Below are 18,554 nucleotides of genomic sequence, written 5' to 3' on the forward strand. Positions count from 1 at the left end.
CGCTGGAGGCGAACCGTGAGTCGACCCCGCATCGTGATCGTCGGTGCCGGCTTCGCCGGATACCGCACGGCCCGCACCCTGTCCCGGCTCGCCCGGGGGAGGGCCGAGATCACCCTGCTGAATCCGACCGACTACTTTCTGTACCTGCCCCTGCTGCCCCAGGTCGCCGCCGGCATCCTGGAACCGCGTCGGGTCACCGTCTCCCTCTCCGGCACGCTGCCGCACGTACGCCTGGTGCTGGGCGAGGCCGACGGCATCGACCTCGACCGGCGGACCGTGCGCTACACCGGCCCCGAGGGGGACCGCGGCACCCTCTCCTACGACCGGCTGGTGCTGGCCGCCGGCAGCGTCAACAAGCTGCTGCCGATCCCCGGCGTCGCCGAGCACGCCCACGGCTTCCGCGGTCTGCCCGAGGCGCTGTACCTGCGCGACCACGTGACCCGGCAGATGGAACTCGCGGCCGCCACCGACGACCCCGCGAACTGCGCCGCCCGGTGCACCTTCGTCGTGGTCGGCGCCGGTTACACCGGAACCGAAGTCGCCGCGCACGGAAAGCTGTTCAGCGACGCACAGGTGCACAAGCACCCCCTGCGGACGGACATGCGACCGCGCTGGCTGCTGCTGGACATCGCCGACCGCGTCCTGCCCGAACTCGACGAACGGCTCTCCTCCACCGCCGACCGGGTGCTGCGCGAACGGGGGGTGGAAGTGCGGATGGGGACCTCCGTGAAGGAGGCCACGCAGGACGGAGTGCTGCTGACCGACGGCGAGTTCGTCGACACGCGGACGCTGGTGTGGTGCGTGGGAGTGCGGCCCGATCCGCTCGCCGAGTCGTTGGGCCTGTCCATGGAACGCGGGCGGCTGCTGGTGGACCCGCACCTGCGGGTGCCGGGGCGGCCCGAGGTGTTCGCCTGCGGTGACGCGGCGGCGGTGCCCGATCTGGAGAAGCCCGGCCAGTACACCCCGATGACCGCGCAGCACGCCTGGCGGCAGGGCAAGGTCTGCGCGCACAACATCGCCGCCTCCCTCGGCGACGGTGAGTCGCGCGCCTACCGTCACCGCGAGCTGGGGTTCGTGGTGGACCTGGGGGGCGTCAAGGCGGCGGCCAACCCGTTCGGCGTCAATCTGTCCGGACCGGTGGCCGGAGCGGTCGCCCGCGGTTACCACCTCGCGGCGATGCCCGGCAACCGGGTGCGCGTCGCCGCCGACTGGCTGCTGGACGCCGTGCTGCCGCGTCAGGCGGTGCAGTTGGGGCTCGTACGGTCCTGGTCGGTGCCGCTGGACACGGCGTCCCCGGAACTCGCCCGGATGCCGTCCGGCCCGGAGCGGAAGCGGTCCGGCGACGAGACCGACGAGCCGGGCGGGAGCCGGCCGGGCGGGGAAGCGGCGAAGAGCCGGCCGGGCGGGGAGCCGGCGAAGAACCAGCCCGGAGGCGAGCCCGCGAAGAACCAGCCCGGCCCCCGGCCGCCCGCCGGCTCCCACGCCTCCCCCGGCCCCGTCAAGCGCACCGACTACCCAGCCGACCCCGCCGATCCCCGTGATCCGGCCGAAGGAGACTCATGAAAACCGGTGAACTCGTCGAGCTCGGACAGCAGTTGCGAGTGGACAGCGTCCGCGCGGCAGCCGCCGCGGGCTCCGGGCACCCCACGTCCTCGATGTCCGCGGCCGACCTGATGGCCGTCCTGCTGGCACGCCACCTCCGCTACGACTTCGACCACCCCGACCACCCGGGCAACGACCGTCTCGTCCTCTCCAAGGGACACGCCTCGCCCCTGATGTACGCCGCCTTCAAGGCCGCCGGGGCCATCGACGACGAGGAGCTGCTCACCTTCCGCAAGCTCGGCAGCCGTCTCGAAGGGCATCCCACGCCCAGGCGGCTGCCCTGGGTCGAGACGGCCACCGGGTCGCTCGGCCAGGGACTGCCGGTCGGCGTCGGTATCGCACTGGCCGGGAAGCGGCTCGACCGGTCCGGCTACCGGGTGTGGGTGCTGTGCGGGGACAGCGAACTGGCGGAGGGCTCCGTGTGGGAGGCCGCCGAGCACGCCGGGTACGAGAACCTCGACAACCTCACCGCCGTCGTGGACGTCAACCGGCTCGGCCAGCGCGGCCCCACCCGGCACGGTCACGACCTCGACGCCTACGCCCGCCGCTTCGCGGCCTTCGGCTGGCACACGGTGGAGGTGGACGGCCACGACATCGACGCCGTCGACCGCGCCTACGGCGAGGCGGCCTCCACCAAGGGCCGGCCGACCGTGATCCTCGCCCGCACCCTCAAGGGCAAGGGGGTCGAGGCCGTCCAGGACCGCGAGGGCCTGCACGGCAAACCGCTGCCCGACGCCGACGAGGCGATCGCCGAACTCGGCGGCCCGCGCGACCTGCGGCTGAGGGTGCGGGAGCCGGCCGACGCCCGCGCGCTGCACGCCGTGCACACCGGACAGGCCGAACCGCCCCGGTGGGACAAGGGCGAGGAGGTGGCCACGCGCAACGCCTTCGGCGAGGCGCTGGCCGCCCTCGGCACCGTGCGCGGGGACATCGTGGCCCTGGACGGCGAGGTCGGCGACTCCACACGGGCGGAGTTCTTCGCCAAGGAGCACCCCGAACGCTACGTCGAGTGCTACATCGCCGAGCAGCAGCTGGTCGCCGCGGCGGTCGGCGTGGCGACACGCGGCTGGGTGCCGTACGCGGCCACGTTCGCCGCCTTCCTCACCCGCGCCCACGACTTCATCCGCATGGCGTCGATCAGCGGTTCCGGCATCAACCTGGTCGGCTCGCACGCCGGTGTCGCCATCGGCCAGGACGGGCCCAGCCAGATGGGTCTGGAGGACCTGGCGATGATGCGGGCGGTGCACGGCTCGACCGTGCTGTACCCCTGCGACGCCAACCAGACCGCACGCCTGGTCACCGCCATGGCGGACCTCGACGGCATCCGCTACCTGCGCACCTCGCGCGGTGAGGGCCCCGTCCTCTATGGCCCCGACGAGGAGTTCCCCGTCGGCGGCAGCAAGGTGCTGCGCTCCTCGGCCGAGGACCGGCTGACCCTGCTCGCGGCGGGCGTCACGGTGCCCGAGGCCCTGGCCGCCGCGGACGTCCTGGCGGGCGAGGGCATCGCGGTACGGGTGATCGACCTGTACTCGGTCAAGCCCGTCGACCGGGACACGCTGCGCCGGGCGGCGGAGGAGACCGGCTGCCTGGTGACGGTGGAGGACCACCACCCGGAGGGCGGGCTCGGGGACGCGGTCCTCGACGCCTTCACCGACGGGCGGCCCGTTCCGCGCCTGGTGCGGCTCGCCGTCCGCGACATGCCGGGGTCGGCCTCCCCCGAGGAGCAGTTGCGCGCCGCCGGCATCGACGCCGAGTCGATCGCGGTGGCCGGGCGGCTGCTGGTGGAGGGGGCGATCGTGCCGTGAACGACGGGAGGGAGAAGAGGGAGAAGGAGGAGAGGGAGAAGAGGGAGAAGGAGGAGAGGGAGGAGAGGGAGGGGAGGAACACACCGTGAGCGACGACGACGGGGTGCGGCCGGTACGGGCCGGCCGCCGCACCGTGCGGATCCGCCGGCCGGGGAAGGTGCTCTTCCCCGGCGGTGAGGGCGCCGGGGAGTACACCAAGGGCGACCTCGTCGACTACCACCGGGCCGCGGCCCCGTTCATGCTGCCGCATCTGCGGGGCCGCCCGCTGATGCTGGACCGGCGCCCGGACGGCCTCGACGGGCCCATGTTCATGCAGAAGAACACCCCCGGGAGCTATCCGGAATGGATCACCCGCGTCGAGGTCGCCAAGGAGGGCGGCGCGGTGTGCCACACCGTGTGCGACGACACGGCGACCCTGCTGTACCTCGTCGACCAGGCGAGCATCACATTCCACCGCTGGCTCTCCCGCGCCGTCCCGGTCGACCGGATCGACCGTCCGGACCGGCTGGTCTTCGACCTCGACCCCGCCGGGGACGATTTCGAGACGGTGCGGGAGGCGGCGCGGCTGCTGGGGGAGCTCCTGGACGAGCTGAAGCTGCCCACGGCGCTGATGACCACCGGCTCCCGGGGCCTCCATGTGATCGTTCCGCTGAAGGGCGACGACGACTTCGACGACGTGCGCGCCTTCGCCCGCGAGGTCGCCGACACCCTCGCCGACGCCCACCCCGACCGGCTCACCACCGCCGCGCGCAAGAAGGAGCGCGGCGACCGGCTCTACCTGGACGTGCAGCGCAACGCCTACGCGCAGACCGCGGTCGCGCCCGGCACCGTCCGGGCCCTGCCCGGAGCCCCCGTCGCGGCCCCCGTCTCCTGGGACCAGTTGGACGACCCGGGGCTGCACGCCCGCCGCTGGACCGTCGCCGACGCCGTCGAACAGCTGCGGACCGATCCCTGGGCCGGACTGCCGCGCCGGGGCCGCGCCCTGGGCCCGGCCCGCCGGCGGCTGGCCGCGCTGCGCGACTGAGGCAATCGGGTGGCCCCCGGAGGTTTGGCGAAGGGACTTGCGGCCACACGGAGGAGGAGGTGCTCATGACGAACGCAAGGAACACCGGAGACTCCAAGGGTTCACAGGAACCACAGGATGCTCACGCACCCCGCAAGTCCACGGAAAACACCAGAGCGGCCGAACGGCCGAGCCCCATGGAGGTGCTGCGCCAGGCGCGCGGACAGCTCGCGGAGCTCACCGGTATGGAAGCCGAGTCCGTGTCGTCCTTCGAGCAGACGGAGGAGGGCTGGGCGCTGGAGGTCGAGGTCCTCGAGCTCGAGCGTGTGCCCGACACGATGAGCCTGATGGCGAGTTACCAGGTGGAGCTGGGGCCCGACGGGGAGCTCACCGGTTACCGGCGGGTCCGCCGCTATGAGCGGGGACGGTCCGACGCGCGCAGGTCCGGCGGCCGGTAGGCCGCCCGGCCGGGCCCTTCCGGCCCGTCGGCGAGATGGACGAGGCGCGCAAGGTGGGAAATCAGACGAATCAGACAAGGAGGGTCAATCGGTATGACAGTAGTACCGGCACAGCAATCCGGTGGTGGAGGCGGCAGCAGCGGTCTCTACGACGTGCTCGAGCTCGTCCTGGACAGGGGGCTCGTCATCGACGCATTCGTGCGCGTGTCCCTGGTCGGCATCGAGATCCTCAAGATCGATGTCCGTGTCGTCGTCGCCAGCGTCGACACCTACCTGCGCTTCGCCGAGGCGTGCAACCGGCTCGACCTGGAGGCCGGGCCCCGCAAGAGCCCGGGCCTGCCCGACGTGGTCGGCCAGGTCACCGAGTCCGGCGCCCGCGGCAAGTCCAAGGGGGCACTGTCCGGCGCCGCCGAGACCATCTCCAACGCCTTCCAGCAGGCGCGCGACGAGGGATCCGAGGGTGAGAGCCAGTCCCGTCCGCGGGCCCGCAAGAGCACCTCGGCACGCCGGAAGGAGGAGCAGGAGTGAGCACCTACGTCTACGGCATCACGGCGAGCACGTATTCCGGTCTCCCCGAGCACATGAGCGGTGTGGGCGAGCCGGCGGGTCCGGTGCGGATCCTGAAGGAGGGCGAGCTGGCGGCCGTCGTCAGTGACGCCCCCGAGGACCTGCGTCCCAAGCGCAGGGAACTGCTCGCCCACCAGAACGTGCTCGCCGAGGTCGGCGCGGCCGGCTGCGTGCTGCCGATGCGGTTCGGCAGCGTCGCCCCCGACGACGACTCCGTCACCGCCGTGCTGGCCGAGCGTGCCGAGCACTACAAGGAGCGCCTGCGGGCGCTGGACGGCCGGGTCGAGTACAACGTCAAGGCCAATCACGACGAGGAGGCCGTACTCCACCACGTGATGGCCAGCGATCCGGAGCTCCGCGCTCTCGCGGAAGCCAACCGGCAGGCCGGCGGTGGAAGCTACGACGACAAGATCCGCCTGGGCGAGATGGTCGCCGAGGCGGTCAGGGCCCAGGAGGCCGAGGACGGTGTCGCCGTGCGGCAGGCCCTGGAACCGGCGGCCGACGCCGTGAGCGTGGGCCCCGAGTCCACGGGCTGGCTCGCCAACGTCTCCTTCCTGGTGCCGCGCGACGCGGCCGGAAAGTTCATGGCCGCCCTGGACCGCGTCCGCGAGGACATGCCGCACCTGGAGGTGCGGCTCAACGGCCCGCTGCCCCCGTACAGCTTCGTGGAGCCCGGACCGGCCGAACCGGCGGGCGCCACGGCGGGTGGGGCGGACGCCGGAATGGGGTGACGACATGGGCCTGATCTCGGAAGTGCTGCTGCTGCCGCTGGCCCCGGCGCGCGGCAGCGGCTGGGTCATCCAGCAGGTGCTGCGCGAGGCGGAGCGCATCTACTACGACCCCGCCGCGATCCGTGCCGAACTGGCGCGGCTCGAGGAGCAGCTGGAGGCCGGAGAGATCACCGAGGAGGAGTTCGACCGGCAGGAGGACGAACTCCTCGACCGATTGGAGACCGCGATGCACAGCAGCTCCACAGGGGACGGGACGGCACCACGATGAACCGGACAGCGCTCGGCCTCGCGATAGGGGCCGGATACCTCCTTGGACGAACGAAGAAGCTGAAGGCGGCGGTCGCCGTCGGCGGGCTGGTGGCCGGCAAGAAGCTGAACCTCGGACCGCGGATGATCACGGACCTGGTCTCCACGCAACTGCGGAACAACCCGCAGTTCAAGGAGCTGGGGGATCAGCTGCGCGGCGATCTGCGCGGCGCCGGCAAGGCGGCCTCCGGGGCACTCGTCGAGCGGCAGCTCAACTCCCTCGCCGACAGGCTGCACGGCCGTACCGCCGAGATGCGCGAGCAGCTGGCCGGTTCGGGCAGCCCGGACCGCGAGGGCGACGGGGACGACAGGGGCGACGCGGACGCCAAGGACGACACCGAGGAGGAACCGGAGGGCGAGGAGCCGGAACCGGAATCCGAGCGGCCGGCGAAGAAGGCCTCGTCGAAGAGGGCGCCGTCGAAGGAGACCGCCAAGAAGGCCGCCAAGAAGGCGCCACCCGCGAAGAAGGCCGCTCCGGCGAAGAAGGCGGCCGCCAAGAAGACCGCCGCCGCGCGGACGGGCTCGTCCCGGGGCGCCCGTTCACGCAGGTCGAAGGGAGACGGTGAGGAATGACCGAGACACTCGGATCGGCCGCCTCCGCCGCGCGCGACGCAGGGCGCGAGGGGACGAAGAACCCGCTTGCCGACCTGGCCCACAGCGAGGCCGCCGACCACCTCAAGGCGGAGCTGCAGGACTACCTCGCGGCCCAGGCCACCCGCCTGCTAACCGGCGTCGGCCGCAAGCTGGGCGAGACGACCGGCAAACTCACCGACATCGCCGAGGGCAACAGTCCGGGGTTCGCCAAGCTCGCACTCGACGGCGGACGCAAACTCGCCGAGGGCAAGAGCCCCCTGCGCAGCGCCGTCGAACTGGGAGCCTCACGCGCCAAGGACAACGTGATGGGTGCCCTGAAGGGGCTGGGCGGCGGTGGCAAGAGCAAGCGCAAGCGCTCCGCGGGCAAGAAGCCCACCGTCATCATGGAGCACATCGACGTCGGCGTCCCGCTGCGCACGGCCTACGACCAGTGGACCCAGTACCAGGACTTCAGCACCTTCGCCAAGGGCGTCAAGAGCGCCAACAAGTCCGACGACACCACCTCGGACTGGCAGGTCAAGGTCCTGTGGTCCAACCGCAGCTGGAAGGCGAAGACCACCGAGCAGATCGCCGACGACCGCATCGCCTGGTCCTCCGAGGGGGCCAAGGGCACGACGAAGGGCGTCGTCTCCTTCCACAGCCTCGGCGACAAACTCACCCGGGTGCTGCTGGTCATCGAGTACTACCCCTCGGGTTTCTTCGAGAAGACCGGCAACATCTGGCGTGCCCAGGGCCGCCGGGCCCGGCTCGACCTGAAGAACTTCGCCCGCTTCATCACGTTCAAGGGCGAGGCCGAGGACAGCTGGCGCGGCGAGATCCAGGACGGTGAGGTCGTCCGCAGCCACGAGGACGCCGTCGCCGAAGAGGAGGAGGAGCAGCAGCAGCCGCCCGGGGACGAGGAGCCGGAGGACGAGTACGACACCGAGGACGCCGAGGACGCCGAGGACGAGTACGACGAGGACGAGGCGGAGGAGCCGGCCGAGGGCGGCTACGAGGACGAGAACGAGGACGCCTACGAGGAAGAGGACGAAGGCGAGGGTGAGGGCGCGGACGAGGACGAGGACGAGTACGCGGACGAGGACGAGTATGAGCCCGAGGACGAGCCCGAGTACGCCGAGGGTGGGAGCCGTCGATGACGACGCCCCGTCGGCTCCCCGAGCCCTACGGGCAGGGTGGCGGCGCCAATCTCGCCGACATCCTCGAGCGGGTGCTCGACAAGGGCATCGTCATCGCGGGTGACATCCGCATCAACCTGCTCGACATCGAACTGCTCACCATCAAGCTGCGGCTCATCGTCGCCTCCGTCGACAAGGCGAAGGAGATGGGGATCGACTGGTGGGAGACCGACCCAGCGCTGTCCTCCCGCGCCCGTCGCTCCGAACTGGCCAGGGAGAACGCAGAGCTGCGTGAGCGGCTGGCCGCGCTGGAGGGTGACCGTCCCCTGGAGGCCGGTCGTTCCTCGGACACGGACCGTCCGCTGGAGGCCGGTCGTTCCTCGGACACGGACCGTCCGTTGGAGGCCGGCCGCCGGCGGAGGACCGGCCGGCCGCAGGAGACCGGCCGCCACCGGGAGACCGAGCGGCCGCAGGAGGAGGGCCCGTGACCGGACTGCGGTACGTCTACGCCGTATGCCGTCCCTTCGGCGCACCGCTCCAGGCGCAGCTGACCGGTGTGGCGGGTGATCCGCCCCGGCTGCTGACCCATCACGGCCTGGTGGCCGTCGTCAGCCATGTGCCGGAGGCGGACTTCGCCGAGGAGCCCTTCCACGAGCATCTGGAGGACCTCGACTGGCTGACCGCGGTCGCCCGCGCCCACCAGGGCGTCATCGACGCGCTCACCACCGTCACCACGCCGCTGCCGCTGCGGCTCGGCACCGTGTTCCGTGACGACAGCGGCGTACGGACGATGATGGAGGCACGCGAGGAGGGCTTCCTGCGGACGCTGGACCGCTTGGACGGCCGGGTGGAATGGGGCGTGAAGGTCTTCGTCGAGGCGGAACGGCCGGCGGACACCGCCGCCCCGCCGGCGCAGAAACCCGTGTCGGGCCGGGACTACCTGCGTCAACGACGCATGGCGACGAAATCGCACGACGATCTGTGGCAGCGGGCCGAGACCTTTTCGACCCGGCTGCACGAGACGCTTTCCGGCTGTGCCGAGGATTCCCGGCTGCACGCTCCGCAGAATCCCACGCTCTCCGGTGCGTCGGGCCGCAACGTGCTGAATGCGGCTTACCTCGTACCGCGAGCGGAATCCGAGAAATTCGTGGAGAGGGTGGAGCGGACGAAGGACGGGACGCCCGGGGTACGCGTCGAACTCACCGGCCCCTGGGCGGCCTACTCGTTCGCCGGAGAGGAAACGGCCGGAGAGGAACCGGCCGCGGGGGAGGGGTCATGACCGTGGTCGAGCGCCGGGAGATAGCCCTGGTGGATCTGCTCGACCGGCTCCTGGCCGGCGGAGTCGTCATCACCGGCGACATCACGCTGCGCATCGCGGACGTCGATCTGGTCCGTATCGACCTCAACGCGCTCATCAGCTCGGTGAACGCGAACGTTCCGTCGCCCTTCGAGGAGTCGCCTTGACGGCCGGCCCCGACGACCGCCACGGCGAGCCGCACGAGGGCCGGCGCGAGGGGCACGGCCGGCGCAACCGGCTCGACCTGGAGCCGGACACGGTCGAACGCGATCTGGTCAAACTGGTGCTCACCGTCGTGGAACTGCTGCGCCAGCTCATGGAACGCCAGGCGGTGCGCAGGTTCGACGAGGGAGACCTGACGGAGGAGCAGGAGGAGCGCATCGGACTCACCCTGATGCTGCTCGAGGAGCGGATGACGGAACTGCGTGACCGGTACGGACTGCGGCCCGAGGACCTGAATCTGGACCTCGGGCCGCTCGGACCGCTGCTGCCGCGGGACTGATCCCCCGTCGGCCCGGTGACGGGAGATCCCGTCACCGGGCCGACGGCCGTCTCACCACCTGTACCAGCGGCCCCTGCCGCCGCTCGCCGACGTGCTGCGCATGAAGAATCCCAGCAGCCATATGACGAGAACCGCCACCGCGATCCACCAGAGCGCCTTCACCGCGAAACCGGCGCCGAAAAGAAGCAGGGCCAGAAGCAGAACGAGAAGAATGGGAACCATAGTGTCAACCTCCTGTCGTTCTGATTGCCCGGAATTCTCTTTTCAGGCTTCCTTGCGGCAGAGAATTTCTCCGTGCAGCACGCTGAACCACCCGTCCTCCCGCGTGCCCCACTCCCGCCACGCCGCGGACACCTGCCGCAGCTGCCCGTCGGTGGCGTGACCCCCCTCGACGGCCCGCTCGGCGTAGGCCGACGCCACGGTGCGGTCCGCCCACAGGCCGCTCCACCAGGCCCTCTCCCCGGGCGTCGAGAAGGTCCAGGTCGCCGAGGTCGCCGTGATGTCGGTGAAGCCCGCGGCGAGCGCCCAGGACTTCAGCCGGCGCCCGGCGTCCGGTTCGCCGCCGTTGGCCCGGGCCACCCGCCGGTACAGGTCCAGCCAGTCGTCCATGCCCGGGGAGAGGGGGTACCAGGTCATCGCCGCGTAGTCCGAGTCCCGGACGGCGACGAACCCGCCGGGCCTGGTCACCCGCTTCATCTCGCGCAGCGCCTGCACCGGGTCCCCCACGTGCTGGAGCACCTGGTGGGCGTGGACCACGCCGAACGTGTCGTCCGGGAAGTCCAGCGCGTGCACGTCGCCCGTCGCGAAGGCGGTGTTCGTCAGTCCCCGTTCACCGGCCACCGTCCGGGCCTGCTCGAGGATCCCCGGCTCCCGGTCGAGACCGGTGACGTGCCCGTCCGGGACCAGTGCCGCCAGGTCGGCGGTGATGGTTCCGGGCCCGCACCCGATGTCCAGGATCCGCAGGTGCGGCTCGAGCACCCCGAGGAGGTACCCCGCGGAGTTCTCGGCGGTCCGCCACGTGTGCGACCGCAGTACCGACTCGTGGTGTCCGTGGGTGTAGACGGCGGTATCCCGCGTTTCCGGCATGCCCGGCCCACCCCTTCCGCTGTCCGTAGGAGGCCCTTCACGCTACGCGCTCCGGCCGCATGGCGAGACCCGCATATCGCATGCTGGACGGCCTCGCGTGGAAAACCCGTTTGCCCCCCGCGTCGACGACCCCGCACAATCCCCACCATGGGCCACCTGGAAGCAGCGCATCTGGAGTACCACCTCCCCGACGGGAGGGCCCTCCTGGGCGATGTGTCCTTCCGGGTCGGCGAGGGCGCGGTCACGGCCCTGGTGGGGCCCAACGGTGCGGGCAAGACGACCCTGCTCCGCCTCCTCGCCGGCGAACTCGAGCCGCACGGCGGATCCGTCACGGCCGGCGGCGGCCTCGGCGTCATGCGCCAGTTCGTGGGCTCCGTACGGGACGGGACGACCGTGCGCGACCTGCTCGTCTCCGTCGCCACGCCTCGCGTCCGCGAGGCGGCCCGCACCGTCGACAGGGCCGAGCACGCGCTTTACGCCGCCGGGGACGAGAGCGCCCAGCTGAGGTACGCGCAGGCCCTGGCCGACTGGGCCGAGGCACGCGGCTACGAGGCCGAGACGCTGTGGGACATGTGCACGACGGCCGCACTCGGCATCCCGTACGACGAGGCGCAGCGGCGCCAGGTGCGCACCCTCTCCGGCGGAGAGCAGAAACGCCTGGTCCTCGAAGCGCTGCTGCGCGGCACCGACGAGGTCCTGCTGCTCGACGAGCCCGACAACTACCTCGACGTCCCCGGCAAACGCTGGCTCGAGGAACGACTCGAACAGACCCGCAAGACCGTGCTCCTCGTCTCCCACGACCGCGAACTCCTCGCCCGCGCCGCCCGGCGCATCGTGTCCCTCGAACCGAGCCCCACCGGCGCGGACGCCTGGGTGCACGGCGGCGGCTTCGCCACCTACCACGACGCACGCCGTGAACGCTTCGCCCGCTTCGAGGAGTTGCGCAGACGCTGGGACGAGAAGCACGCCCAGCTCAAGAAGCTCGTCCTCAACCTGCGCCAGGCGGCGGCGAACAGCCCCGACATGGCCTCCCGCTACCAGGCCGCCCGGACCCGGCTGCGCAAGTTCGAGGAGGCGGGGCCCCCGCCGGAGCCGCCGCGCGAGCAGAACATCACCATGCGCCTGAAGGGCGGCCGTACCGGAGTCCGCGCGGTCACCTGCGAACAGCTCGAACTCACCGGCCTGATGAAGCCCTTCGACCTGGAGGTCTTCTACGGCGAACGGGTCGCCGTCCTCGGCTCCAACGGCTCCGGCAAGTCGCACTTCCTGCGCCTGCTCGCCGGGGACGACGTGCCGCACACGGGCGACTGGCGGCTCGGCGCCCGTGTCCTCCCCGGACACTTCGCGCAGAGCCACGCGCATCCCGAACTGGAGGGCCGCACGCTCCTGGACGTCCTGTGGAAGGAGCACGCCCAGGACCGGGGCGCCGCCATGTCCCGGCTGCGCCGCTACGAACTGACGGGTCAGGCCGAGCAGTCCTTCGACCGCCTCTCCGGCGGTCAGCAGGCCCGGTTCCAGATCCTGCTGCTGGAACTCCAGGGGGTCACGGCGCTGCTGCTCGACGAGCCGACCGACAACCTGGACCTGGAGTCGGCGGAGGCGTTGCAGGAGGGCCTGGAGGCGTTCGAGGGCACGGTGCTGGCCGTCACGCACGACCGCTGGTTCGCCCGCTCCTTCGACCGCTACCTGGTCTTCGGCAGCGACGGCAGGGTCCGGGAGACCCCGGAACCCGTGTGGGACGAGCGCCGCGTGGAACGGCCCCGGTAGCGGCCCGCCGCCGTGTCCCCGGGACCCGGAGGCGGCCGGGATGTTCGGGGGCCGGGATGTTCGTAGAGTGGGGGCAGGGACGCGGGGCCCGTGGCCCTTCCGGGCGGGTGTCCGGACCGCAGGTACGCCTACGACGAGCGGGGCATCACGATGACCGGAGTCGAGCCGAACCGCCTGGACGATCAGCAGCTCATGAAGGAGCTGGAGAACATCCACCGCACGCGTCACGACACGCTGCTGTACGGCTCCAACGACGCACTGCGGGCCCACAACGACCGTATGGCGCAGCTGGAGGGCGAGTACCTCCGCCGCCATCCGCGCCGCCCGGTGGCGGCGGGCCGCACCCGCGAAGGCGCCCGGGAACGGAGCGGCGCGGACCGGGCGACGCCCGCGAACCCGGGCACCTGACGGACCCGGCTCCTTCCGGTCCGGTCAGGCCGTTCAGACCGTTCAGGCCGCTCCCGCGGTGAACACCTTCAGATACGTCTCGCAGAACGCCTCGAGGTCGTCCGGCTTGCGGCTGGTGACCAGCTTGGCGGGCTCGTGGTCGCAGATCTTCACCTGCTCGTCGACCCAGGTGGCGCCGGCGTTACGGAGATCGGTCCGCAGGCTCGGCCAGCTGGTCAGCTCCCTGCCGCGGACCACGTCCGCCTCGATGAGGGTCCAGGGCGCGTGACAGATCGCGGCGACGGGCCGCCCCTGCTCGAAGAAGTCCCGCACGAACGCGACGGCCTTGTCGTCCGTGCGCAGCAGGTCCGGGTTGGCCACCCCGCCCGGCAGCACCAGCCCGCCGAAGGAGCCGGCGGACGTGTCGCCGACGACCTCCTGCACCGGGAAGGTGTCCGCCTTGTCCAGATGGTTGAACGCCTGGATCTCGCCCGGTCGGGTCGACACGAGCACGGGCTCGTGGCCGGCTTCGACGGCCGCCTTCCACGGTTCGGTCAGCTCGACCTGCTCGACGCCTTCGGGCGCGACGAGGAATGCGATACGCATGGGGGACTACATCCTTTCGTCTGGTTCGTTCCGATTCATGGAGTGCGCGCGACGCGTGCACGCTGTTCGGGCTCCCGGTCGGGTTCGTCGGGACCGACCGACGGCTACGGACTGCTCGCCTCCTGGGGCTGCGTCAGTGCCTCGGCCAGCTCCTGGACGTTGTTGTAACGTCCCTGCCGCGGCAGGCGGCCCAGCGCCTCGACGAGGGTGTCGGGTGCGTGCCGCCGGTCCAGGGTCCGCATCAGCTCGCGCGGGCCCGCGGGGAACGACCCCCGGCTCAGGAGCCTGGCCAGCTCCAGCCGCACCGACTCCAGCGACGTCGGCCCACGGTTCGGCGTCACCGGGCCGTGCGCGACCGCGGGGTCGTCCTCTGCGAACGGCTCCGGGTCGTTCCACTCCTCGGTCCGGGTGGGGTGCCCTGACCTGAGCAGACCCTGCAGTTCGTGCTTCATCTCGTCGTCGCGGTGAACGCTCAGCCGGTCACTGCCTCGCTGCATGTCTCTCTCCAGATGGCTCGTGGTCTGCACCGCGTACCCGGCCGGCGGACACCGACACGGGGTTCCGCGGGCGGATCGCCACCGCCGGGTGCCGGACGCCGCCGGGTTTGGCCCGCGCACGGCGGGAGACCCGGTCTCCCCACCCCCCGCGCCTCCTGCGAAAGGACCGGCCATGGCGGTGCTCGCTGTGCTCATCCCGATACTCATGCTCGGCGTCCTGCTGATGCTGGGCCGCTACGAGGACCTCGTGCTGCCCGGCATGCACGAACAGGAGCCCCGCGGCTTCCCCGCGCCTCGCGACGGTGACGTCGCCGGCAGCCGTTGACCGACCGGCCGGGCATGGGGCGCGCCGGGTGCCCGGCTCTTGACCCGCCCGGGTGTACCCGCCCCTCCGATGGCGGCGGGCCGCGCGCGGTGCCGCGGCCGGCGGGCTGGGATGGGTGCGGGGCGCGACGTCCGCGAACGGGACCGCCGTGCCCGGCCGTCGCCCGAAGGAGCCCGCACCATGCGCCGCACCGCCCGCGCCCTGTCCCTCGCCGCCGTCTCCGGAACTGTCCTCGGCGCGCTCGCACCGGCGGTGTTCGCGGGGCCGTCCGCGGATCCGTTCGCCGAGGTCAGTCCGGGCAGGCCGGCCCCGGGCGGCACCGTCACCGTCTCGGTCCTCTGCGCTCCGGTCGGCGGCCGCCCGCCGGAGACCCTCGAGGCGGTCTCGGAAGCCTTCGACAAGGGCGTCGTCGAACTGAAGAAGGCGCCCGGCTCCGACGAGAAGGAGTCCGGCCCGGCCTACCGGGGCACCGCGGACATCCGGGACGCCGGAAGCGCCGGGGGTGCCGGGGGCGCCGGGGGCCCGGAGGGCGACCCGTTCGACGAACTCGAACCGCTGGAGGAGACTGCCTCCCCGGCCGAGACCGACTCCCCGGAGGAGAAGGCCGACCCGCTCTACGACATCGACCCGCTCTCCGCGGTCGACGGGCCCAAGGCCGCCGGCGAGGGCTCCGCGCGGACCGTCGAGGGCACATGCCCTGCCGAGCCCGGGAAGAAGGGCAAGCCGTGGAGCGCCTCCTTCACCGTCGCCCGCCACCCCGGCGGCTCCGGCGCCACCTCGTCCTCGTCTTCGTCGTCCTCGTCGTCGTCTTCGTCTTCGTCTTCGTCCTCGCGATGCCCCGAACACGAGCGCGCCCGCTGCGGAGGCACGGTGGCCTCGGGCGGTGTCCACGCCGGCACGGGCGGCGGGTTCACCGACTCCGTTGCCGCCCTGGCCGCGGGCGGCCTGCTGATCGCGGGCGCGTTCGGCGCCGCCGCCCACCGGCTGTACCGCGACAGGGCCGCGCGTACGGGCCGCTGACGTTCCCCGGGCGGCCCGCGGCCGTCCGCGCGGAGTGGCACCGTGGGTACTGACCAGGGTGACCGGCCCGGGTGACCCCCGTGGGCACGCCCGGGCACCAGAGACTGCGCGGAGGTGCGTATGCGGCGGACGGACCCCGAGGGGCACGGCCCCGTTCGCTTCGGCCCGGAACTGCCCGAGGACGGGCTGCCCGTGCTGCCCGAACTCTCCGCCGTCCTCGCCGCCGCCGCGTCCCGCGGGCAGGCCGAGCCGATCGGTGGCGGCCCCGCCCTGCTGGACGCGGCGTGCGGCCACGGGGACCGGCGCGGTCTGCCCGCCGCCCCCGACCGGGTGGCCGTCGCCCCCGGCGCGCCCGCCCTCCTCATGGCGCTCACCGCTGCCCTCGGCGGGGACGTGCTGGTGCCCCGGCCCTGCGCCGCCTGGTGGGCCCCCGCGGCCCGGCTGCTCGGCCGTCCCGCCTTCTCCGTGCCGACGCCCCCCGAGGGCGGCGGCGTCCCCGATCCGTACGCCCTGCTGGAGACCGTGCGGCGGGTGCGCGCCGAGGGCGGTGACCCGCGCCTGCTGATGCTCTCCGTCGCCGACGACCCCACCGCCACCGTCGCCCCGCCCGAACTGCTGCACGAGACCGTCGAGGCCGCCGTCGCCGAGGGGCTGCACCTGGTCAGCGACGAGACCTGGCGGGACACCCTGCACGCACCGCACGAGACCGTGCTGCTCAGCCCCGCCGAGATGTGGCCCGAACACGTCACCGTGATCACCGACCTGGCGGGCGCCCTGCTCCCGTCCGGCTGGCCCGCCGCGATCGGCCGCTTCCCGGCGGGCGCGGCCGGCGGCGCGCTCCACGCGCGCGTGCTCGACGTACTGACCGCGCTCGACGCGCGGGTGGCCGCCCCGGTCGCCGTCGCGGTGGCCCACGCGCTGGCCGAGCCGGAACCGGTCACCGCGCGGACGGCCGCCGCCGTACGCCTGCACGCCCGCGTGGCCGCCGCCGCGCGGGACGCGGTCGTCGTCGCGGGAGCCCTGGCCCGCCCCCCGCAGGCCGGACGGCACCTCTACGTCGACCTCACACCGCTGGCCCCCGCGCTCACCGCGCACGGCGTGGGCGACGCCCAGGAACTGGAGGACTTCCTCACCGGACGGCTCGGCATGCCCGCGCCGGGCGGCCACCGCTTCGGCGACGACCTCGAGGCGCCGCGCGTGCGGCTGTCCACCGCGCCCCTGCTCGGCGACACCGCCGAGCAACGGGCGGAAAGCCTCGCCGCGGCCGAGCCACTGGACCTTCCGCACGTGCGCCGCGCGCTGGACCACCTGAGGACGGTCCTCGCCGGCCTCCGCGACGAAGCCCGGCGATGAGAGCCCCCGCGGAACCCGGGAGGGCCCGCGGCCGACGGCGGTCAGCCCCGCAGGCGCCGCCACAGGCTCGGGGTCACGCTGATCAGGACGGTCAGGACGATCGCCGCGAGCACGCCCTGCCAGGGGTCCTCGAACAGCGAGCCGCCGAGGACCCCGATCAACTGGTACGTGAGCGCCCAGGCCAGGCAGGCCGGCAGGTTGCCGCGGACGAAGCGGCGCAGCGGCCACTCGGCGATCAGGCAGGCCAGCATCACCGGAAGGCGTCCCGCAGGAACCAGCCGGGACAGCACCAGCACCGTCACGTCGTGCTCGGCGAGCTTGGCCTGTGCCTGCGCCAGCCGGTCCTCCGGGGCCCGCGCCCGGATCGCCTCCAGCCAGCGCGAACCGTTCCGCGACCGCATCCCGCGCCGCCCCAGCCAGTACAGGGCGACGTCCCCGAGGAACGCGGCCAGGGAGGCCGTCGCGAACACCAGCACCATCGAGAGCGGCGCCGCCCGGTGGAAGGCGACCACCGCCGCCGAACTCACCAGCGCCCCCGTCGGCACCACCGGCACCAGCGCCCCGATCAGCACCAGCAGGAACAGGGAGGGATACCCGATCGCCTGCTGGGTGGAGTCCGGGACCACGCCCGTCGGTACGGCGGACACCGCGGCAGGGGAGGCCAGAGCGGCCAGGGCCGAGCCGGACGCACCGCCCGCCTGTACCAGGGCGGCGGGCACCATCACAGTGGGTCCTCCAGGCGCACGCTCTCCCCGTGCCCCAGCCGGTGCACCGGCACCCCGGGCGCCTGCTCGGCCGCCCGCCGTACGAATTCGTCGCCCGGTGAGTGGAACTCGTGCGGACGCACGGCGTCCAGGCCGATCGGCCAGTACGTGCCGTAGTGCACCGGCACCGCGCTGCGCGCCTCGAGCCGGGCCAGCGCCTCGGCCGCGCGCGCCGCGTCCAGGTGCCCCTCACCGAGGTACGGGCCCCAACCGCCCACCGGCAGCAGAGCCACGTCGACCGGCCCGACCTCCTTGGCCATCGTGTCGAACAGACCGGTGTCGCCCGCGAAGTACGTGCGCGCCTCGCCCTCCACGACGTAGCCGAGCGCGGGGGGGTGGTGCCGTCCGAGCGGCAGCCGCCGCCCGTCGTGCCGGGCGCTCACCACCCGTACGGCCAGACCGCCGACCGTCAGCACCTCCCCGGGCGCCACCTCGCTCACCTCGAGGTGCGTGAGCCGGCGCAGCCCCGGCACCGCACGGCGTGCGCCCCGGGGTACGAGCAGGCGCGTGCCCGGGGCGAGCAGTGCCAGCGAGGGCAGGTGCAGATGATCGGCGTGCAGATGGGAGACCAGCGCCGCGTCCGCGCGCCGCGCGCCCGGCGGTGGCACGGCACCGCGCCGCCGCCGCAGATGCGCGAGACGGCGGGCGAACAGGGGATCGGTGAGCACGCGGGTGTGCGAGTCCTCCACCGTGCAGGTGGCGTGACCCCACCAGGTGATCTCCACCGGCACCTTTGCGCCTCCTTCCGCGCCTCCCCGAAGCCTACGCG

General features: G+C 72.7%; 24 protein-coding genes. 18 read left to right on the plus strand and 6 right to left on the minus strand.

Annotation, left to right across the window (positions count from 1 at the left end):
- Positions 1–15 precede the first annotated feature (15 nt).
- The 13 genes from ACWEQO_RS07465 to ACWEQO_RS07525 all read left to right on the plus strand — a co-directional run bounded on the left by ACWEQO_RS07465 (position 16) and on the right by ACWEQO_RS07525 (position 9,980).
- Positions 16–1,563: an NAD(P)/FAD-dependent oxidoreductase gene (locus ACWEQO_RS07465; RefSeq protein ID WP_361457412.1), complete on the plus strand. Its 1,548-nt coding sequence runs from the start codon at positions 16–18 to the stop codon at positions 1,561–1,563.
- Positions 1,560–3,407, plus strand: a complete 1,848-nt coding sequence (locus tag ACWEQO_RS07470; protein ID WP_361457409.1) for a transketolase — start codon at positions 1,560–1,562, stop codon at positions 3,405–3,407. Before ACWEQO_RS07465 ends, ACWEQO_RS07470 begins: the two co-directional genes overlap by 4 nt.
- 85 nt (positions 3,408–3,492) lie before the next feature.
- The gene (gene ligD / locus ACWEQO_RS07475) at positions 3,493–4,431 is read left to right on the plus strand and encodes a non-homologous end-joining DNA ligase (protein ID WP_361457406.1); all 939 of its coding nucleotides are present in this window, start codon (positions 3,493–3,495) and stop codon (positions 4,429–4,431) included.
- Between the two features lie 65 nt (positions 4,432–4,496).
- On the plus strand, positions 4,497–4,868 hold the full coding sequence (locus ACWEQO_RS07480) for a gas vesicle protein GvpO (protein WP_361457403.1): 372 nt from the start codon (positions 4,497–4,499) through the stop codon (positions 4,866–4,868).
- 93 nt (positions 4,869–4,961) lie between these two features.
- Positions 4,962–5,396 carry a gas vesicle structural protein GvpA gene (locus ACWEQO_RS07485; RefSeq protein ID WP_361457400.1) on the plus strand — a complete coding sequence of 145 codons (435 nt, stop codon included), beginning with the start codon at positions 4,962–4,964 and terminating at the stop codon, positions 5,394–5,396.
- Positions 5,393–6,166 carry a GvpL/GvpF family gas vesicle protein gene (locus ACWEQO_RS07490; RefSeq protein WP_452979932.1) on the plus strand — a complete coding sequence of 258 codons (774 nt, stop codon included), beginning with the start codon at positions 5,393–5,395 and terminating at the stop codon, positions 6,164–6,166. Before ACWEQO_RS07485 ends, ACWEQO_RS07490 begins: the two co-directional genes overlap by 4 nt.
- Before the next feature lie 4 nt (positions 6,167–6,170).
- Positions 6,171–6,434 carry a gas vesicle protein GvpG gene (locus ACWEQO_RS07495; RefSeq protein WP_452979935.1) on the plus strand — a complete coding sequence of 88 codons (264 nt, stop codon included), beginning with the start codon at positions 6,171–6,173 and terminating at the stop codon, positions 6,432–6,434.
- The gene (locus tag ACWEQO_RS07500; protein ID WP_361457391.1) at positions 6,431–7,045 is read left to right on the plus strand and encodes a DNA primase; all 615 of its coding nucleotides are present in this window, start codon (positions 6,431–6,433) and stop codon (positions 7,043–7,045) included. Before ACWEQO_RS07495 ends, ACWEQO_RS07500 begins: the two co-directional genes overlap by 4 nt.
- Positions 7,042–8,202, plus strand: coding sequence for an SRPBCC family protein (locus ACWEQO_RS07505; RefSeq protein ID WP_452979938.1), 1,161 nt, complete (start codon positions 7,042–7,044; stop codon positions 8,200–8,202). The genes ACWEQO_RS07500 and ACWEQO_RS07505 overlap by 4 nt, the downstream gene beginning before the upstream one ends.
- Positions 8,199–8,669, plus strand: a complete 471-nt coding sequence (locus tag ACWEQO_RS07510; RefSeq protein WP_361457385.1) for a gas vesicle protein — start codon at positions 8,199–8,201, stop codon at positions 8,667–8,669. Before ACWEQO_RS07505 ends, ACWEQO_RS07510 begins: the two co-directional genes overlap by 4 nt.
- On the plus strand, positions 8,666–9,460 hold the full coding sequence (locus tag ACWEQO_RS07515) for a GvpL/GvpF family gas vesicle protein (RefSeq protein WP_452979942.1): 795 nt from the start codon (positions 8,666–8,668) through the stop codon (positions 9,458–9,460). The genes ACWEQO_RS07510 and ACWEQO_RS07515 overlap by 4 nt, the downstream gene beginning before the upstream one ends.
- Complete coding sequence (locus ACWEQO_RS07520) at positions 9,457–9,645, plus strand: gas vesicle protein (RefSeq protein ID WP_361457379.1); 189 nt, start codon at positions 9,457–9,459, stop codon at positions 9,643–9,645. The genes ACWEQO_RS07515 and ACWEQO_RS07520 overlap by 4 nt, the downstream gene beginning before the upstream one ends.
- Before the next feature lie 77 nt (positions 9,646–9,722).
- Positions 9,723–9,980, plus strand: a complete 258-nt coding sequence (locus tag ACWEQO_RS07525) for a gas vesicle protein K (RefSeq protein WP_109376648.1) — start codon at positions 9,723–9,725, stop codon at positions 9,978–9,980.
- 51 nt (positions 9,981–10,031) lie between these two features.
- Here ACWEQO_RS07525 and ACWEQO_RS07530 read toward each other — a convergent pair whose 3' ends face one another.
- Both ACWEQO_RS07530 and ACWEQO_RS07535 read right to left on the minus strand, forming a co-directional pair.
- Complete coding sequence (locus ACWEQO_RS07530) at positions 10,032–10,202, minus strand: hydrophobic protein (protein WP_361462483.1); 171 nt, start codon at positions 10,200–10,202, stop codon at positions 10,032–10,034.
- A gap of 42 nt (positions 10,203–10,244) precedes the next feature.
- Positions 10,245–11,066 (minus strand): methyltransferase domain-containing protein, encoded by an 822-nt coding sequence (locus ACWEQO_RS07535; RefSeq protein ID WP_452979947.1) that lies wholly within the window; start codon positions 11,064–11,066, stop codon positions 10,245–10,247.
- A 147-nt stretch (positions 11,067–11,213) separates the two neighbouring features.
- Here ACWEQO_RS07535 and ACWEQO_RS07540 point away from each other — a divergent pair, with 147 nt between their 5' ends.
- Both ACWEQO_RS07540 and ACWEQO_RS07545 read left to right on the plus strand, forming a co-directional pair.
- Complete coding sequence (locus tag ACWEQO_RS07540; protein WP_452979950.1) at positions 11,214–12,833, plus strand: ABC-F family ATP-binding cassette domain-containing protein; 1,620 nt, start codon at positions 11,214–11,216, stop codon at positions 12,831–12,833.
- A 150-nt stretch (positions 12,834–12,983) separates the two neighbouring features.
- Positions 12,984–13,241 (plus strand): DUF6158 family protein, encoded by a 258-nt coding sequence (locus tag ACWEQO_RS07545; RefSeq protein ID WP_361462529.1) that lies wholly within the window; start codon positions 12,984–12,986, stop codon positions 13,239–13,241.
- 42 nt (positions 13,242–13,283) lie between these two features.
- Here the strand turns inward: ACWEQO_RS07545 and ACWEQO_RS07550 are convergent, their stop codons facing one another.
- Both ACWEQO_RS07550 and ACWEQO_RS07555 read right to left on the minus strand, forming a co-directional pair.
- Positions 13,284–13,826 (minus strand): type 1 glutamine amidotransferase domain-containing protein, encoded by a 543-nt coding sequence (locus ACWEQO_RS07550; protein ID WP_452979953.1) that lies wholly within the window; start codon positions 13,824–13,826, stop codon positions 13,284–13,286.
- Between the two features lie 104 nt (positions 13,827–13,930).
- Positions 13,931–14,323: a DUF2795 domain-containing protein gene (locus ACWEQO_RS07555; RefSeq protein WP_452979956.1), complete on the minus strand. Its 393-nt coding sequence runs from the start codon at positions 14,321–14,323 to the stop codon at positions 13,931–13,933.
- A gap of 172 nt (positions 14,324–14,495) precedes the next feature.
- Here ACWEQO_RS07555 and ACWEQO_RS07560 point away from each other — a divergent pair, with 172 nt between their 5' ends.
- The 3 genes from ACWEQO_RS07560 (at position 14,496) to ACWEQO_RS07570 (ending at position 17,021) form a co-directional block, all read left to right on the plus strand.
- Positions 14,496–14,648 (plus strand): hypothetical protein, encoded by a 153-nt coding sequence (locus ACWEQO_RS07560; RefSeq protein ID WP_452979959.1) that lies wholly within the window; start codon positions 14,496–14,498, stop codon positions 14,646–14,648.
- 180 nt (positions 14,649–14,828) lie between these two features.
- The gene (locus tag ACWEQO_RS07565; RefSeq protein ID WP_452979962.1) at positions 14,829–15,668 is read left to right on the plus strand and encodes a hypothetical protein; all 840 of its coding nucleotides are present in this window, start codon (positions 14,829–14,831) and stop codon (positions 15,666–15,668) included.
- Between the two features lie 120 nt (positions 15,669–15,788).
- Positions 15,789–17,021 carry an aminotransferase class I/II-fold pyridoxal phosphate-dependent enzyme gene (locus tag ACWEQO_RS07570; protein ID WP_452979965.1) on the plus strand — a complete coding sequence of 411 codons (1,233 nt, stop codon included), beginning with the start codon at positions 15,789–15,791 and terminating at the stop codon, positions 17,019–17,021.
- A 41-nt stretch (positions 17,022–17,062) separates the two neighbouring features.
- Here the strand turns inward: ACWEQO_RS07570 and ACWEQO_RS07575 are convergent, their stop codons facing one another.
- Both ACWEQO_RS07575 and ACWEQO_RS07580 read right to left on the minus strand, forming a co-directional pair.
- Positions 17,063–17,743 (minus strand): DedA family protein, encoded by a 681-nt coding sequence (locus ACWEQO_RS07575; protein ID WP_452979968.1) that lies wholly within the window; start codon positions 17,741–17,743, stop codon positions 17,063–17,065.
- Entirely contained in the window at positions 17,743–18,516 is a 774-nt protein-coding gene (locus ACWEQO_RS07580) for an MBL fold metallo-hydrolase (protein WP_452979971.1), read from the minus strand. Before ACWEQO_RS07580 ends, ACWEQO_RS07575 begins: the two co-directional genes overlap by 1 nt.
- Positions 18,517–18,554 lie beyond the last annotated feature (38 nt).

It is taken from the genome of Streptomyces sp. NPDC004051 (assembly GCF_053604275.1).

Bases quoted from the DNA above. Each gene is read 5' to 3' on its own strand.
- ACWEQO_RS07470 (WP_361457409.1), top strand. From the start codon at position 1,560: ATGAAAACCGGTGAACTCGTCGAGCTCGGACAGCAGTTGCGAGTGGAC.
- ACWEQO_RS07480 (WP_361457403.1), top strand. From the start codon at position 4,497: ATGACGAACGCAAGGAACACCGGAGACTCCAAGGGTTCACAGGAACCA.
- ACWEQO_RS07485 (WP_361457400.1), top strand. From the start codon at position 4,962: ATGACAGTAGTACCGGCACAGCAATCCGGTGGTGGAGGCGGCAGCAGC.
- ACWEQO_RS07495 (WP_452979935.1), top strand. From the start codon at position 6,171: ATGGGCCTGATCTCGGAAGTGCTGCTGCTGCCGCTGGCCCCGGCGCGC.
- ACWEQO_RS07500 (WP_361457391.1), top strand. From the start codon at position 6,431: ATGAACCGGACAGCGCTCGGCCTCGCGATAGGGGCCGGATACCTCCTT.
- ACWEQO_RS07505 (WP_452979938.1), top strand. From the start codon at position 7,042: ATGACCGAGACACTCGGATCGGCCGCCTCCGCCGCGCGCGACGCAGGG.
- ACWEQO_RS07510 (WP_361457385.1), top strand. From the start codon at position 8,199: ATGACGACGCCCCGTCGGCTCCCCGAGCCCTACGGGCAGGGTGGCGGC.
- ACWEQO_RS07520 (WP_361457379.1), top strand. From the start codon at position 9,457: ATGACCGTGGTCGAGCGCCGGGAGATAGCCCTGGTGGATCTGCTCGAC.
- ACWEQO_RS07530 (WP_361462483.1), bottom strand. From the start codon at position 10,202: ATGGTTCCCATTCTTCTCGTTCTGCTTCTGGCCCTGCTTCTTTTCGGC.
- ACWEQO_RS07535 (WP_452979947.1), bottom strand. From the start codon at position 11,066: ATGCCGGAAACGCGGGATACCGCCGTCTACACCCACGGACACCACGAG.
- ACWEQO_RS07540 (WP_452979950.1), top strand. From the start codon at position 11,214: ATGGGCCACCTGGAAGCAGCGCATCTGGAGTACCACCTCCCCGACGGG.
- ACWEQO_RS07545 (WP_361462529.1), top strand. From the start codon at position 12,984: ATGACCGGAGTCGAGCCGAACCGCCTGGACGATCAGCAGCTCATGAAG.
- ACWEQO_RS07550 (WP_452979953.1), bottom strand. From the start codon at position 13,826: ATGCGTATCGCATTCCTCGTCGCGCCCGAAGGCGTCGAGCAGGTCGAG.
- ACWEQO_RS07555 (WP_452979956.1), bottom strand. From the start codon at position 14,323: ATGCAGCGAGGCAGTGACCGGCTGAGCGTTCACCGCGACGACGAGATG.
- ACWEQO_RS07560 (WP_452979959.1), top strand. From the start codon at position 14,496: ATGGCGGTGCTCGCTGTGCTCATCCCGATACTCATGCTCGGCGTCCTG.
- ACWEQO_RS07565 (WP_452979962.1), top strand. From the start codon at position 14,829: ATGCGCCGCACCGCCCGCGCCCTGTCCCTCGCCGCCGTCTCCGGAACT.
- ACWEQO_RS07570 (WP_452979965.1), top strand. From the start codon at position 15,789: ATGCGGCGGACGGACCCCGAGGGGCACGGCCCCGTTCGCTTCGGCCCG.
- ACWEQO_RS07575 (WP_452979968.1), bottom strand. From the start codon at position 17,743: ATGGTGCCCGCCGCCCTGGTACAGGCGGGCGGTGCGTCCGGCTCGGCC.